The sequence below is a fragment of the Haloarcula halobia genome (assembly GCF_029338255.1).
In the GTDB taxonomy this organism is placed as follows: Archaea; Halobacteriota; Halobacteria; order Halobacteriales; family Haloarculaceae; genus Haloarcula; species Haloarcula halobia.
The window spans coordinates 3,051,973-3,066,689 of sequence record NZ_CP119787.1 but is presented as its reverse complement, the minus strand read 5'-3'; the positions used below and the strand labels follow the sequence as shown (position 1 = coordinate 3,066,689).

The window sequence follows — 14,717 nt, the reverse complement described above, 5'->3', positions numbered from 1 at the left end:
CGCGGCACTATCGTCACAACGGCCAGACGAACGCCACCGCGAGCGTGGTGACCACACAGAGGAGCACCTGCAGGGGCACCCCGACCCGGAGGAAGTCGGTGAAGCGGTAGCCGCCGGGCCCGTAGACCATGAGGTTCGTCTGGTAGCCGATGGGGGTGACGAACGCGTGGGCGACGGCGAAGGTGACCACCAGCAGGAACGGGAACCCGCTGACGCCGATCTGCGTGGCCGTGGCGACGGCGATGGGTATCATCAACACCACGGTTGCGACGGGGGTGATGACGGCGGCGACCGCCGCCGTCAGGAGGTAAAACAGCGCCAGGACGAGCAGCGGTGGGAGGTGGCTGGCGACGCCGACGAGCGCGTCGCCGACGAACAGCGCCCCGCCCGTCTCGCGCATCGCCAGGCCCAACGGGAGGAGACCCGCAAGCAGGAAGACGACGTTCCAGCTGACCGCGTCGTAGGCCCGCGAGGCGGTCAGCCGGTTCGTCGCGACCATCGCCACCACGCCCCCGAGCGCGGCGATGTAGATGGGGACGACGTCGAGTGCGGCGAGGGCGATGGCCGCAAACAGGAACCCCACGGGGAGCAAGGTACCGGCGTCGAGGTCGGGCGGTTCCACGTCGTGGATGACGTCGAACAGCTCCGGCGGCCCCTCGGTGAGCGAGAGGTATCCCTCCTCGTCCAAGTGGAGAATCTCGTCGACGGGAGTCTGGACGAGCAGCGTGTCGCCCGCCTCGAGCGTGACGTCCGCGAGGGCCTCTCTGATGATGGAGTCGCCACGCCGGATGGCCAGCGCCGTCACGTCGAAACGCGAGCGCAGCTGCGCGTCGGCGAGCGTCCGCCCGCGGAATCTGGACTCGCCGTGGACGACGGCTTCTGCGAGGATGCCGGCGTGCCCGCTCTCGGCCAGCAGTTCCTCGGTCACCGACTCCCGGGGCAGCTGGCGCAGGCCGAACGTCTCGCTGAAGCGGTTGACCGACTGGCGGCTCCCCCGGACCGTCAGGACGTCACCCGCCTCGAGAGGACGGTCGGTCACCGTCGCGAAATACGAGTCGCCGTCGTGGTCCACCTGGAGGACGTCCACGTCGACGAGGCTTCGCACCGCGGCCACGGCCTCGATGTCCGCCTCAGCCGGGAGCTGCTCGCCGAGCGTCTCGGCCGCCGCTTCGAGGGCCTCCTCGCCGACGGTGTGGTCGAGCGCCTCGGCGACAGTCAGGCCGACCAGCGGGGACGACTCCCGGACCTGGCACTGCGCGAGATAGCGGTCCATGTCGAACTCCTCGGTGAAGTCCGCCGCGGGGTGGACCCGCTCGGGAACCAGCCACCGGGCCACGGTGAGGAGGTAGGCGACGCCGACCAGCAGGACCACCACGCCGACGGGCGTCAGCGTGAACATCGAGAGGCGCCGTCCGAGCAGTTGGGCGGCGAAGTCGCTCGCCAGCAGGTTCGTCGCGGTACCCACGAGGGTGAGCGTCCCGCCGAGCATCGCGGCGTACGAGAGCGGGAGCAGGAGCCGTGAGGGCGAGAGCCCGTAGCGGTTCGACAGCCCGGTCACCAGCGGGATGAACACGGCGACGACGGGCGTGTTGTTGACAAAACCCGCACTCAGCCCCGTCGTCCCGACGATTGCGGCCAGCAGGCGGCGCTCGTCGCCACCGGTCGCCGTCGCCAGTTTCCCGCCGAGCCAGTCGACGACGCCGGCGTCCTCGACGCCCGCGCTCAGGATGTACATCGCGACGATGGTGACGACGGCCGGGCTGGCAAAGCCCTCGATGGCCGCCCGTGCGGAGACGCCGGTGTGCGGCTCGAGCACCGCGAGCGCGACCAGGACGGCGATGGCGGTCATGTCCGGGGGGAGCCACTCGGTGACGAACAGCACCAGGGCGGCCCCGACCAGCGCGAACACGATGAGCGCGCCGGTCGACAGGGAGGCCATGTGCCGGCGAGACGACCGTTGGGTAGAAAAAACCGTAGGCCGCCACCCCTCGCGCGGGGGCCTCAGCCCCAGTCGACGTCGACCGAGCGGTCCGTCTCACGGAGGATGAACGGGCCGATGGAGAGGGTCCGATTGGTATGGTCCCGATGCGGAGGACGTACGCGAGCAGAATCGTGAACGGGATGAGCGAGAGCGTCGTCGTCACCGCGAGGATCCACAGCGAGTCCGGGACGCCCAGCGTCACTGCCGTGAAGTCTCGCGGGTCGAAAAAGACCTGAGTGACAATTGCGACCGCCAGTGCCGGTACCGCGACGTACAGCAGCGTCCTCGAGAGGTTCGACAGCTCCCACTGGAAGTACAGCGTGTTGAAGTGCTCGCGGGTGGGGCCGAACAGTGCCAGCGACTCGGCCAGGTCCCCGAGCTGTTCGTCGACGTCGGCCGGGAGCGCGTCGGTGACCGTCTCGACGTTCCCGACGACGGCGTCTACGTACCGTGCCAGCGACGTCTTCGCGTCCCCGCTCAGGTCGCTCCAGTCGATGCTGTTCTGGATCGTCTCGGCCTGCTCGCCCGTCGCCCGGACCAGCGAGCGCAGGAACGCCGAGGGCTCGGCCGGGCTCACGGTCGTCCCGACGGCGTCGGCGACGTCGGCGCGGAACCGCATCGCGCCACCCATCCGGTCGCGCTGGTCGCCGACGGCGCCAAGCTCCTGTGACAGGACCAGCTGACTCAGGGTGAGGACGATGGTCACGCCGGTGCTGGTGCCCGTGATGAGCGCCCAATAGAGCGTCTCGACGGGGTCGCCCCGCGTGCGCAGCGTCTGTGCCGGCCCGGGTGGAGCAGACCGGCGGCCACGACGGCCACGAACAGGACCGCCGAGAGGACGCCCGCGACGACGCGCCTGTCGGCGTCGAGCAACAGCCAGAGGAACTGCGTGCTCTCCGCTGCCCGTTCCTCCATCGTATCGCTCGGCTGGTCTGCCGAGTCTTCTCTGCCGCCTTGTAAATTGTACAACATAAAACCCACGCGCCCCGGTCCGGGATCGCTCCGTTACCGTCCGGCAAAGAAGGTGACGGCGGTCCGCTTCTGGTCGATCTCGGTGTGGAGGTGGTCGCGGAACTCGCCGAGGTCGACGTCTTTCTCCTCGTTCTCCTTGCGGTCGCGCACGGATATCGTGCCGTCGTCCTCCTCGTCGTCACCGATGATGAGCATGTAGGGCACCCGGTCGTCGTGGGCCTGCTGGATCTTGCGGCCGACGGTCCACGAGCGGTCCTCGATCTCGACGCGGACGTCGCCCAGGTCGTCGGCGATCGCCTCGCAGTAGGGGATGTTGTCGTCGCTGACCGGGAGGATGCGGACCTGTTCGGGCGCCAGCCACGTGGGGAACTTCCCGTTGTAGTGCTCGGTCAGCACCATGAAGAACCGCTCGTAGGAGCCAAAGAGCGCGCGGTGGATGATGACCGGGCGGTGGTCCTCGTTGTCCTCGCCGGTGTAGGTCAGGTCGAACCGCTCGGGCATGTTGAAGTCCAGCTGGACGGTGGGGCCGTCCCAGTGGCGGCCAAGCGCGTCCTCGAAGGCGAAGTCGATCTTCGGGCCGTAGAAGGCACCGTCGCCCTCTTCGACGACGTAGTCGATGTCCTGGCCCTCGAGGACCGATTCGAGCTGTGACTCGGCTTTCTCCCAGATCTCGTCGCCCCCGACGCTCTTCTCGGGGCGGGTGGCGAACTGGACGGTGTAGTCGAGGTTGAAGGTGTCCAGCGTGTCGAGGATGATGTCCATGATGGCCAGCACTTCCTCCTCGATCTGGTCCGGGCGGACGAACAGGTGGCCGTCGTCGATGGTGAACGCCCAGGTGCGCGAGAGTCCCGAGAGTTCGCCGCGCTGTTCCTTCCGATAGACCTTCCCGTCCTCGAAGTACCGGACCGGGAGGTCGCGATAGGACCAGGACTTCTGGTCGAAGATGGTCGCGTGGCCCGGGCAGTTCATCGGCTTCAGGCCGTACTCCTCGTCGTTGACGTCCAGCAGGAACATGTCGTCGACGTAGTTGTCGTAGTGCCCGGACTTCTTCCAGAGTTCCGTCCGGAAGACGTGGGGCGTCTCGACCTCGTCGTAGCCGGCGTCGCGGTTGAGGCCGGCGACGTACTCGGACAGTTCGTTGAGGATCTTCTTGCCGTTTGGCTCGTACAGCGGCAGGCCCGGCCCGGTCGTGTCGTCGATGGAGAACAGGTCCATCTCCTGGCCGATCTTCCGGTGGTCCCGTTCCTTTGCCTTCCGGCGGTTCTCGAGGAACTCGTCGAGTTCGTCTTCGGTTGGGAACGCCGTCCCGTAGACGCGCGTCAGCGTCTCGTTGTCCTCCTCGCCGCGCCAGAACGCCGCCGAGATCTCCAGCAGGGCGAACCCGCCGATCTCGCCGGTCGACTCGACGTGGGGGCCCTGACAGAGGTCGTAGAACTCGCCCTGGGTGTAGAAGGAGACGGGGTCCTCGTCGGCCGCTTCCGTTTCGAGGATGTCCTGCTTGAACGGGTTGTCCTCGTAGCGCTCGAAGGCCGCCTCGCGGTCGACCAGTTCGCGCTCGATGTCGTAGTCCGCTTCGATGATCTCCTGGGCTTCCTCGCTGATGGCTTCCAGGTCGTCCTCGTCCAGGTCGACGCCGGTGATATCGTAGTAGAAGCCGTCGTCGGTCCACGGTCCGATCGTGAGCGTCGCCTCGGGGAACTCGCGCTGGAGCGCCTGCGCGAAGACGTGGGCGGCGGAGTGACGGAGCACGTCGAGGTACTCGTCGCTGCTCTCCGTGACGATCTCCAGTGTGACGTCGGACTCGATGGGCGTGTGTCTGTCGACCAGCTCGCCGTCCACCACGCCGGCGACGGTGTCCTTGCCGAGTCCGGGCCCGATTTCGTAGGCGACGTCTTCGACCGTGCTCCCGGACTCCATCTCGAGCGTGGAGCCGTCCGGCAGCGTGACCGTGACCGTACTCATATACCTGCATACGATAGCGGCCGGGGATAAGTGTATTGAGATAGCGAGGGCCTGAGCGCAGCGAAGGGCCTCGACAATAGCGAGCGGGGAACGGAGTGAGCGGCCCTCGAAGTGACGCGGGGAGCGAAACGACCCGCGAGCAGCGAGGCACCGACCGGAGGCAGCCCCATCGAGAAAAGCGAGCGGCGCGATCGACGCAGGACCCGCGAAACGACGATCGCCGCGTGGTACCACTCCCGTCGGGTGAGAGCGACCACCGAGAACTATGTGGGCCGGGGACGCACTCCCGCACGAGCAACCATGTACGACCACGTACTCGTCGCGACCGACGGCAGTTCGGGCTCTGTCGAGACGATTTCGCACGCGATCGCCATCGCACGCGACAACGACGCGGTGTTACACGGCCTCTATGTCGTCGACAAGCGACTGCATCAGGCGGCCGAGAAAGACGCTAAAGCGGACGTCCGACAGTCGCTCGAAGAGGAAGGCGAGGTGGCGCTCGACGACGTCGCCGTCCGCGGCGAGGAGGCGGGTCTGGAGGTCCGGACGACGATGGCGGAGGGTATCCCGTACAAGACCATCGTCGAGTACGCCGACCGCGAGGACGTCGATCTGGTCACGATCGGGACCCACGGCCGGACCGGGCGCGACCGGGTCGCCAACCTCGGGAGTGTCTCGGAACGGGTCGTCGAGAACTCGCCGGTCCCGGTGCTGATCGTCCACATCGAGTGAGCAGCGGTGCCTCGTTAGGCACCACGTCTTTTATCCAGGAGTCTTACCCACTGATAGAACTACATGCCTGTTCACACAGGGAGTCAGACGCTCGACGAAATCCTCGACGGGGGCATCCCCGAGAACCGGACCGTGCTCGTCACCGGAGGGCCGGGGACGGGGAAGTCGACGCTCGCGATGCAGTTCCTGCAGGCGGGACTGGACCGCGGCGAAGACTGCCTCTTTATCAGCACCGAGCAGACGTTCGAGGAGCTCGCGGACTCGTTTTCCGCGTTCGACTTCCGGATGGACGACGAGAACCTCACCGTCACGTCGCTGCACGCGACGCCGGGACAGACCGTCGACGGCGACAGTGAGCGCGAGCTGACCCTGGAGACGCTCGAGGGCGGCACGATGCTGGGCGGCGAGTACTCCGCCCCGTTCGAGTCGAAGTACATCACCCAGTACCTAGAGCGGTTCGCCCCGGCCGACCGCGTCGTGCTCGACTCGGTGTCGGGGCTGTCGGCCATCGGGGACGACCGGGACGTCTTCCGGCGGACGCTGCTCGATTTCATCCGCCTCCTCAACGACGAGTTCGGCGCGACGGCGATGTTCACCGCCGAGGAGTCCGAACCGTCGCTGGCCCAGTCGGACGTCAAGACGGTCGCCGCCAGCGACGCGGTGCAGTTCAACGCCCACGGCGTCCTGCGACTCTGGCGGAAGAACGTCGGCGGCGACTACCACCGGTTCCTCGAGGTGGTGAAGATGCGCGGGGTCGACCACGACTCGCGTATCCACGAGCTGACGTTCACGCCGGCGGGTATCCGCGTCTCGCCGCGCCTGCGGACCCACCCCGGGGAGTTCGTCCCCTCGGACCACATGGCGACCGGGATCCCGGGCCTCGATGCGCTCCTGGGTGGGGGTATCGTCTACGGCGGGACGTTGCTGCTGAAACACGACGGGCAGGCCAGTCCCCACTCTATCCTGACGAACCTCATGGCGCAGGCTGTCGACGACGGGATGGCAATCGGCATCGCTCCGCCCGTGGAACTGCCGCCGAAGCGGCTCCGCAGTATCATCGACGACCGAATCGGCGACATGGACGAGATGTTGAACGACGACCAGCTCTTCCTCATCGACTTTGCCGACATCTGGGAGAACACCCGCCGCAACGTGTTCAAGCCCCACACGTACGAGGACGAGGACACGGCCGGGGTCTTCCGGACCATCGACGACCGGCGGGGCGACCAGTCGATGTTCACCGTCCTCAACGTCGAGTCACAGCTCCCGGTCCTGGAGAACGACGAACTCCGGCAGGTCCGCTTCTGGGAGGAGCAGAACTTCTACCGGGCCGACGACACGACGATGTACCTGTTCAACCCCGCGACGCTGTCGGACGAACTCGCGGCGTTCTACGAGAACGGGGCCTGGCAGACCCTGGAGACGTGGGTCTCGGAGAACGGACTGCAGTACCTCGAGCTCCAGAAGTCACCCAGCGGATTCATGGGTGCGACTCGCCTCGTCGAGTACGTGCAAAGCGAGCCCTACATGCGGATTCAGCAGCCACCGGGCGCGGGGACGAGCGTTCCCCGGCGCGAGTCACCCACCTCTCCGGAGGGTCAGTAGATGACAGACCCGGACCCCCGGCCCGGGACGAACACCCTCGTGATGGCGCCGTCGCTGAGCAGCGCCAAGCGGTCGACCTGTCTCTCCCTGCTCGAGGCCGACAGGCGCCAGCGACTCGACGTGTTGCGAATCACCTACTCGGCGTCGCCGGCGGAACTGGTCGAGTCCTGGCGCGAGACCCACGGCACTCTCCCCGGCCGGATGGGCATCGTCGTCGTCGGGGACGGCGCGGGAATCGGGCGGCCGAGCGACGAGGACCTGCCCGAGAGCGTCTTCGTCACGACGGCCAACCCCAACGACATCACCGGCCTGGGGATGCGCCTCAACAACTACCTGGCCGACGTCGAACCGGAGAGCCAGCTGGCCGTCTGCTTCGACTCGCTGACCGAACTCCTCCAGTTCGCCGACGTCCAGTCGGCGTTCAAGTTCCTCCACATGTTCACCGGCCAGCTGCGCGAGGTGGGCGCGGTTGCGCACTTCCATCTGGACCCCGGTGCCCACGACGACCAGACTATCAGTCGGCTGAAGCCGGTCTTCGACGAGGCCGTCGACTGTGCCTGATACTGCCGGCTGTATCACGTGACGATTGTTCCACTCCTGGCGTGTCACAGAACCGTTCGAACGCGATGGTGTGGTCATCCACGACCGAGCTGTGGCAGGGGGCCAACAACGGGTCTCCGACCCGAAAACATACGTATCGAGGGTGTCTCGCCCCCTCCATGTCTGAACGGCTTCCCCGCTTCGCATCTCGGCGAGTAGTGCTGACCGCTGGTGCGGGTTCGATAGCATCGATTGCCGGCTGTTCCACGCCGCCGACTGACTCCTCGATGCTCGAGATAGTGCTCTTCAACCACACCGATAAGCCGTACGCGGTCGAGATCGGCCTGTTCCGTGCCGATGGTACCCGATCCCGGAGCGACGCGAGAGTCCATTCCGAATCCATCAGTGTCGGCCCACAGGGACAGACACGACGCGAGGACGTGGCCGAATCCCGCCAGTACGTGGTCCGATACGAGGTCTTCGAGAACAATCACACCCCGACCGACGAAGGCCACGTTCACTTCTACCCGGGAGATGACGGGGACTCCGACGAGATCGCGTTTGACATTCACTCACCGGGAACGATCACCCGGCGGTGAATCCCACCTCCGCTCGACAGAGAGACTGTACTGCCTGGTCGAGTGACACACGCTACTGGAGACGCCATGATACGCGCGTCTCGGGTAGCAAAACCCGGAACGAGGTTCAACGGGCAGCATGACGACCGGTATCTTTTCGGACCGCGCACTCGCTGTTGCTGTATGGACAGCCGTGAGTACGAGTTCGAGGGCGACTCGCCGGAGATACACGGATACGCACACGTCAGCCGCGAGTCGACCGTCGTCGGCGACGTGACTATCGGGGCCAACGCGAACGTCTGGCCGGGGGCCGTGTTGCGGGGCGACGTCGGCCCGGTCGAGGTCGGCAGACAGAGCGCCATCGGTGACGGCGCGATTCTCCACGCCTCGATGGTCGGCGAGAAAGTGATGGTGGGCCACGGCGCCGTGCTCAACGACGCCGAGGTCCGCGACGGCGCGCTCGTGGGCTTCAACTCCACCGTCAGCGAGGCGGTCATCGGCGATCACTCCATCGTCGCGATGGGCACCGTCGTCCCCCCGGGCTACGAGGTGCCGGCGGAGTCGTTCGTCCGGGGCAGTCCCGCGACGGTCACGCCCCTGGCGGAGACGAACATCGATCCCGACCAGGTGTTCGAGGCGTTCTCGTCGGGTGACTACGCGAACCTGGCCGCGCGTCACGAGGACCTCTTCGAGTGACACCCCTGGCGGCCCGCTACCGACGAGGCAATTATAAACCGCGCGTGTACACACTGCAGATATGGACGAGATCGTCGACCTGGTGACCAAGTCGCTCGCCGACGAGACGGACCGCGAGTTCGCCGCCCGGGTCGACGAGCAGGCCGACGCCCTCCGCGAGGCCATCGCGGCCGGCGAGTTCGACAACGAGGGCTTCTCGGTGGGGCTGGAGGTCGAACTCTACGCCGTCAACGCGAAACCAGAGCCACCGGACCTGGCCCCGGACACGGCGGCCGACGACGATGACGGCGAGATCGATCCGGCGGACCTGGACGAGGACCTCACCGGGTCGTCGACGGGCAGTGCCGCCTGGGACGGGTCGCTCGAGGCCCCGGCCGAGACCGAGTCAGCGAGCGGGGGTGCCTCGCTGGAACCGGCGGGCGACACGCCATCGCCCGGGGCAGTCGACGACGCCGACGACGCCGACGACGCCGACGAGAGCGACGGCAGGGAACGGTTCGGTCCCGGCGAGGGCCCCTCGCTGGATATCGACCCCGACAGCCCGCTCGCCGAGGACCAGCCGGGCGTCGAGGCACCCGACCCGAGCGACGACGAACCGGCCGTCGAGGCGACCGAGGAGGCCGACGACGACGAGCCCTACATGGACCCCGAGGACTGGGAGGGCCGGCTCACTCGCCTGCCCGACGTCGTCTTCGAGGGCGAGGCCAACAAGGAGCTGGGCCTGCACAACGCCGAGGTCAACACCGCCCCCAACACCTTCGACGAGACGGGGATGGAGGTCCAGACCACGGCCGTCGAGATGCAGACCAAGCAGGCCCGCCAGCAGGCCGAGAAGCACAACTGCGACCTCGTCCTCGACGCGATTTGGACCATCCCGCCCGAGGAGGGCAGCCGGGCGTACCTCTCGGCCCACGAGGTCCGGGACGGCGTGACCCTCGCCGAGAACATGCGTCAGGCGCCGCGGTACGTCGCCCTGGACAACGAGGCGCTGCACCACGCCGCCGGCGCCATCGACCTCGACGTCCCCGGCTACAGCGGGTCGTTCCCGAGCATCCTCTTCGAGTCGCTGGCCACCTCCATCCAGCCCCACCTCGGGATTCCCGACGCCGCCGCGTTCCCGGCGTACTACAACGCCGCGATCAGGACGCTCGGGCCGCTGCTCGCCCTCTCGACGAACTCGCCGTTCCTGCCGGCGGACCTGTACGACGAGGACGTCGACGGCGAGTGGCTCTGTGCCAACACGCACCACGAACTCCGCATCGACGCCTTCGAGCAGTCGGTCAACACCAGCGCGAACCCCAAGGTCCGGGTGCCACGGGACATCGACAGCGTCACCGACGTCGTCGACCGGGTCGTCGCCGACGACCAGTTCGGCCCCTTCCTCCGGGAGTGGCTCGAGGACGGGCCACGGGACGGTCTGGAGGACGACTTCTGGGAGTTCGACCACAAGCGGGGGACCTACTGGCGGTGGCTGCGCTGTGTCGTCGGCGGGACGCCGGTCGAGGGCGCCTGCGACGAGCGGTCGCTACGCATCGAGTACCGCCCGCTGCCCACCCAGCCCCACGTCGACGACATGATCGGCCTGCAGGCGCTGACCGTCGGCCTCGTCCGGGGGCTGGTCGCCGCGGACCACCCGCTCGGCGAACTCCCGTGGCAGGAGGCCGAACGGAGTTTCTACAGCGCCGCCCACGAGGGGCTGGACGCGGACCTCTCGTGGGTCACCGTCGACGGCCGGCGCATCACCGACCACGACGAGATATTCGAGGAGGTGTTCCGGTACGCCCGCCTCGGCCTCGGCGAACAGGACGTACCCGAGGCCCGCATCGACGAGTACCTCGCGCCCATCGAGAACCGCTACGCGGCCGGCGAGACGCCCAGCTCGTGGAAGATCGCCCGCGTCCGGGAGTCCCTCGACGACGGTGCGACCCTGCAGGCGGCCATCACCGAGATGCAGCGGGACTACTTCGCGGCCTGTCGCGACCACCACTCCTTCGACGAGTGGCTGTGAGCGGAGGGTGTGCCCCTCGTCTTCGGCGAACTGGACACGGCCTGCGGATCGCGCGCCGGGGCGTGGCACACTCTCTCCAGGCACATTTATTCGCCCGTGATACGAAGGGTGAAGCGATGGTTTCCACTGGTGACACAGCCCCGACGTTTACCGCAACGGTCGCAAACGGCGAAGTCGAAGCGTTCGACCTGGACGACGAACTAGGCGACGGCCCGGTCGTCCTCGCCTTCTTCCCCGGCGCGTTCACGCCGCCGTGCTCGAACGAGATGATCGCGCTCCAGGACCACCTCGACGACTTCGAGGCCGCCGGCGCGACCATCTTCGGCGTCAGCGCCGACTCCGCGTTCTCCCAGAACGCCTTCCGCGACGAGCACGACCTGGACTTCCCCCTCGTCAGCGACATGGACCGCGACGCCATCGAGGCCTACGACCAGCGCATCGACATCGAGGACCTCGGCCTGCTGGGCGTCGCGAACCGCTCGGTGTTCGTCGTCGACGACGACGGCACGGTGACCTACAGCTGGGTCGCCGACGACCCGACCAACGAGCCCGACTACGCGGAACTGATCGAGGCCGTCGAGAACGCGTAGGATCGGCCGTCGCCGCTTTTTGAACTGCGTCGTCGTCGAGATGTCAGGCACCTAGTTCACGGTCTCGGTCGTCGACTCGAGTCCGTCCGCCCGCCGGGCGCCCGTCCCCGCCTGGACCGACCGGAGGTCGAAGACCTCCCCCTCCAGCGCGACGCCCTCGTAGGGGTCCGCGGCCAGCAACAGCGCCCCGTCGAGGTCCACGTAGTCGACCAGCGGCGCGAGGTGGACGGCCGCCGCGATGGCGGCGTTCGACTCGACCATGCAGCCGAGCATCGTCTCGAGGCCGTGGGCGTCGGCCGCATGCAAGAGGCGCTTGGCGGCCCGGACGCCGCCGCACTTGACGAGTTTCGCGTTGACGATATCGCAGGCGTCGGCCACCCGTGGGACGTCGCTCGGGGCGACACACGATTCGTCGGCCGCCACGGGAATCGACGTGGCCTCGGTCACGGTCCGCAGTCCATCCAGGTCGTCGGCAGCGACCGGCTGTTCCAGCATGGTCACACCGGTGTCCTCGAGCCAGTCGACGGCCGAAACGGCCTCGTCGGCCGACCAGGCCGCGTTGGCGTCGACCCTGAGCTCGGCGTCGGGGGCCGCGTCCCGCACGGCGTCGAGGCGGCCCCGGTCGTCGTCGGTCCCGAGCTTCACCTTCAGGAGCGAAAAGCCCGCTTCGACGGCCGCCTCGGCCTTGCTCGCCATCTCCGCGGGGGTGTCGATGCCGACGGTGTAGGTGGTCGGCGGGACGGCGTCCGGGTCGAGGCCCCACTGCTGGTAGAGCGGGACCCCGAGCGTGCGGGCCGACAGGTCGGCCAGGGCGATGGAGACGGCGCTGCGGGCCGCGGGTTGGTCTGGCGCGTGCGCGCGCAGTCGCCGCTCGACGTGCTGGCCGGCGTGGGGGTCGCCCACCGACTCGACGATCCCCAGCAGATCGGGGAGCACCGCGACGACGCTCTCGGCCGTCTCGTCGTAGTACGACGAGGGGGTGACGGCCCCGACGCCGGTCGTCCCTTCGTGGGTCAGCTCGACGACGACGGACGCGCTCGTGCGGGTCGTCCCGCGGGCGATGCCGAAGGGCGCGGCGATCGGGAGGTCGAACCGTTCGACGGACCCGTTCATAGGATTGCGTCGAGGACGTCGTCGGTGACGCCGAAGCGGACGGGGTCGGTCGCCGGGACGTCGATGGCCTCTCCGTAGGTGGCGACGGCGGCCTCGGCGGCCGGCCCGTCGAAGCCGCGCGTGTTCAACATGCCGGCGACGACGGACGCCTCGGCGACGGGGTCGGCCAGGCGCTCGTAGAGCTCGACGTACTCGTCCAGCGGCGGGATGCGGACCGACTCGTAGCCCCGGATCGCCTGGTGGTCCTGCTCGTGACACAGGACGAGCGCGTCGGGGGCCGACCCGTGGAGGATGCTCGTCGTCACGCCGGAGTAGGCGGGGTGGGCGAGTGCCCCCTGACCCTCGACGATGAGCAGGTCTGCGTCCGTGGGCGTCTGGACCAGGCGCTCGACGGCCCCGGCCGCGTAGTCGGCGATGGCCCGGTCGACGACGATGCCCCACCCCTCGATGGCGACGCCGGTCTGTCCGGTCGGGACGACTTCGGCGTCGATGCCCCGTTCGCGGGCGGCGTCCCTGAGTTCGTAGGAGGCGGTCATCTTCCCCGTCGAGCAGTCCGTGCCGACGGTGGTGACGACGCGGGCGTCGACGTCGCCGGCGGTGCCCTCGGCGACGGTGAGGTCTTCGGGGGGCTCGCGGATGTCGTGGAGTTCGGCGTCGTGCTCGTCGGCGAGTCGAACGAACTCTTCGTCCTCGGCCAGGAAGAAGTGCAGGCCCGAGAGGACGTCACAGCCGCGTTCGAGCGCCTCGCGAACGTCGGGTCGCCAGGACTCGTCGAACCCGCCGCCGATGGGCGAGATACCGATGAGGAGTGCGTCGACGTCGGGGGCGTCGGCCATCGAGGCGACGATGGGGGCGTCCTGGACGTCGGGGAGGTGGTCGTGGACCCTGTCGCCGGCCAGGTCGCGGTCGAGGACGGCCCGCACCTCGTGGTCGCCGTAGCGCAGCAGTCCCACGGCGGTCTTCGCGTGGTCGGGAAACGTCTCGTGGGCGAGGACTGCGAGTTCCATGGCCGAATCGACGCGCCCGCCGCGCCTAAAGTTATGGCACTCGGAGGCGGACCGTCCACAGCGACCGGACGGCGTCGTCGAGCGCGGGTTCGGGGTCGCCCGTCGCGTCGACGGCGCGGGTCACCGTGGCGAGAGCCGCGAACTCGTGGATGACCGACCGCTCCCCGACGACGTACAGCCGCTCCGGCGACACCGTCTCGATGGCCGCCCGACACCGGTCGAGGTGGGTGTCGATCTGCTGGTCGCGGAGGCGCTCGAACCGCGACTGGGAGAACCCGCCCTTCGAGTGCTGGCTCTTCAGGTCCGAGTCGAACCCGTGGAAGCCGGTCCGCTCGCGGCCCCGGTACTCCCCGAGGGCAAAGAGGTCCGACCGTACCAGTGCGACGGCGTACTCGCCGGTGGGTTCGAACCACGACCGCTCCAGTCGCACCTGGTCCCCCCACGAGGCAAACGGGTCCGGTGGGACGGGGACCGAGAGACAGGCCGACAGCAGGCCGGCGTCGTCGGTGACCGCGAGGCAGGGGGCGGCACGCGCGACGAGTTCGGCCCGGTCGCCGAAGGCGTCGCGGACCGACTCGGGGAGGTCGCTCTCGGCGGCGACGTAGGCAGTGAACACGCCCTCCGGACCCGTCTCGAAGGACTCCAGGCGGTCGAGCACCGCGGTCAGGCGCTCGCCCCGGAGCTGTTCCTCGCTGCGGAAGGACCGGTCACCGTCGCTGTCGGCCAGGCGCCTGACGCGGTCCTCGAGTTGCGCGACGCGGTCCTCGAGCTGGTTGACCTCGCGTTCAGCCTCCTGGCGCTTCGTCGTGGCCTCGGCCCGCCGTTCCTCCTCGGCCTCGAGTTGCCGTTCGAGGTGGTGCTTCTCCGCTTCGAGGGCCTCGACGCGCTCTTTCAGCGCCGCTCGGCCGAGCAACCGGTCCAGCATCGACTGGA

The 14,717-nt window shown here is 68.2% G+C and carries 12 protein-coding genes and 1 pseudogene; 7 read left to right on the top strand and 6 right to left on the bottom strand.

Annotated features, from left to right (window positions below; translation table 11 throughout):
• Nucleotides 1–13: 13 nt before the first annotated feature.
• The 3 genes and pseudogenes from P1K88_RS16170 to thrS all read right to left on the bottom strand — a co-directional run bounded on the left by P1K88_RS16170 (nucleotide 14) and on the right by thrS (nucleotide 4,915).
• On the bottom strand, nucleotides 14–1,939 hold the full coding sequence (locus P1K88_RS16170; RefSeq protein ID WP_276411252.1) for an SLC13 family permease: 1,926 nt from the start codon (nucleotides 1,937–1,939) through the stop codon (nucleotides 14–16).
• Nucleotides 1,940–2,001: 62 nt separating this feature from the next.
• A pseudogene (locus tag P1K88_RS16165) lies at nucleotides 2,002–2,953 on the bottom strand (DUF7972 family membrane protein).
• A gap of 33 nt (nucleotides 2,954–2,986) precedes the next feature.
• Complete coding sequence (gene thrS / locus P1K88_RS16160; protein ID WP_276411251.1) at nucleotides 2,987–4,915, bottom strand: threonine--tRNA ligase; 1,929 nt, start codon at nucleotides 4,913–4,915, stop codon at nucleotides 2,987–2,989.
• Nucleotides 4,916–5,215: 300 nt separating this feature from the next.
• Between thrS and P1K88_RS16155 the strand changes: the two genes are divergently transcribed.
• The 7 genes from P1K88_RS16155 (at nucleotide 5,216) to P1K88_RS16125 (ending at nucleotide 11,664) form a co-directional block, all read left to right on the top strand.
• The gene (locus tag P1K88_RS16155; RefSeq protein WP_276411250.1) at nucleotides 5,216–5,647 is read left to right on the top strand and encodes a universal stress protein; all 432 of its coding nucleotides are present in this window, start codon (nucleotides 5,216–5,218) and stop codon (nucleotides 5,645–5,647) included.
• A gap of 63 nt (nucleotides 5,648–5,710) precedes the next feature.
• Nucleotides 5,711–7,252, top strand: a complete 1,542-nt coding sequence (locus P1K88_RS16150; protein ID WP_276411249.1) for an ATPase domain-containing protein — start codon at nucleotides 5,711–5,713, stop codon at nucleotides 7,250–7,252.
• A complete protein-coding gene (locus P1K88_RS16145; RefSeq protein WP_276411248.1) occupies nucleotides 7,253–7,813 on the top strand; it encodes a DUF7504 family protein in 561 nt (186 codons plus the stop codon).
• Between the two features lie 158 nt (nucleotides 7,814–7,971).
• Complete coding sequence (locus tag P1K88_RS16140) at nucleotides 7,972–8,391, top strand: hypothetical protein (RefSeq protein WP_276411247.1); 420 nt, start codon at nucleotides 7,972–7,974, stop codon at nucleotides 8,389–8,391.
• A 162-nt stretch (nucleotides 8,392–8,553) separates the two neighbouring features.
• The gene (locus P1K88_RS16135) at nucleotides 8,554–9,066 is read left to right on the top strand and encodes a gamma carbonic anhydrase family protein (protein WP_276411246.1); all 513 of its coding nucleotides are present in this window, start codon (nucleotides 8,554–8,556) and stop codon (nucleotides 9,064–9,066) included.
• A 61-nt stretch (nucleotides 9,067–9,127) separates the two neighbouring features.
• The gene (locus P1K88_RS16130; protein ID WP_276411245.1) at nucleotides 9,128–11,074 is read left to right on the top strand and encodes a glutamate-cysteine ligase family protein; all 1,947 of its coding nucleotides are present in this window, start codon (nucleotides 9,128–9,130) and stop codon (nucleotides 11,072–11,074) included.
• 116 nt (nucleotides 11,075–11,190) lie between these two features.
• Nucleotides 11,191–11,664 carry a redoxin domain-containing protein gene (locus P1K88_RS16125; protein ID WP_276411244.1) on the top strand — a complete coding sequence of 158 codons (474 nt, stop codon included), beginning with the start codon at nucleotides 11,191–11,193 and terminating at the stop codon, nucleotides 11,662–11,664.
• Between the two features lie 51 nt (nucleotides 11,665–11,715).
• Here the strand turns inward: P1K88_RS16125 and P1K88_RS16120 are convergent, their stop codons facing one another.
• Genes P1K88_RS16120 through P1K88_RS16110 form a run of 3 tightly spaced genes read right to left on the bottom strand, consistent with a single transcriptional unit; the run spans nucleotide 11,716 to nucleotide 14,709 of the window.
• On the bottom strand, nucleotides 11,716–12,777 hold the full coding sequence (locus P1K88_RS16120; RefSeq protein ID WP_276411243.1) for a dipeptide epimerase: 1,062 nt from the start codon (nucleotides 12,775–12,777) through the stop codon (nucleotides 11,716–11,718).
• Nucleotides 12,774–13,784: an N-acetyltransferase DgcN family protein gene (locus P1K88_RS16115; RefSeq protein ID WP_276411242.1), complete on the bottom strand. Its 1,011-nt coding sequence runs from the start codon at nucleotides 13,782–13,784 to the stop codon at nucleotides 12,774–12,776. Before P1K88_RS16115 ends, P1K88_RS16120 begins: the two co-directional genes overlap by 4 nt.
• 31 nt (nucleotides 13,785–13,815) lie before the next feature.
• Nucleotides 13,816–14,709, bottom strand: a complete 894-nt coding sequence (locus tag P1K88_RS16110; RefSeq protein ID WP_276411241.1) for a Vms1/Ankzf1 family peptidyl-tRNA hydrolase — start codon at nucleotides 14,707–14,709, stop codon at nucleotides 13,816–13,818.
• Between the last annotated feature and the right edge of the window lie 8 nt (nucleotides 14,710–14,717).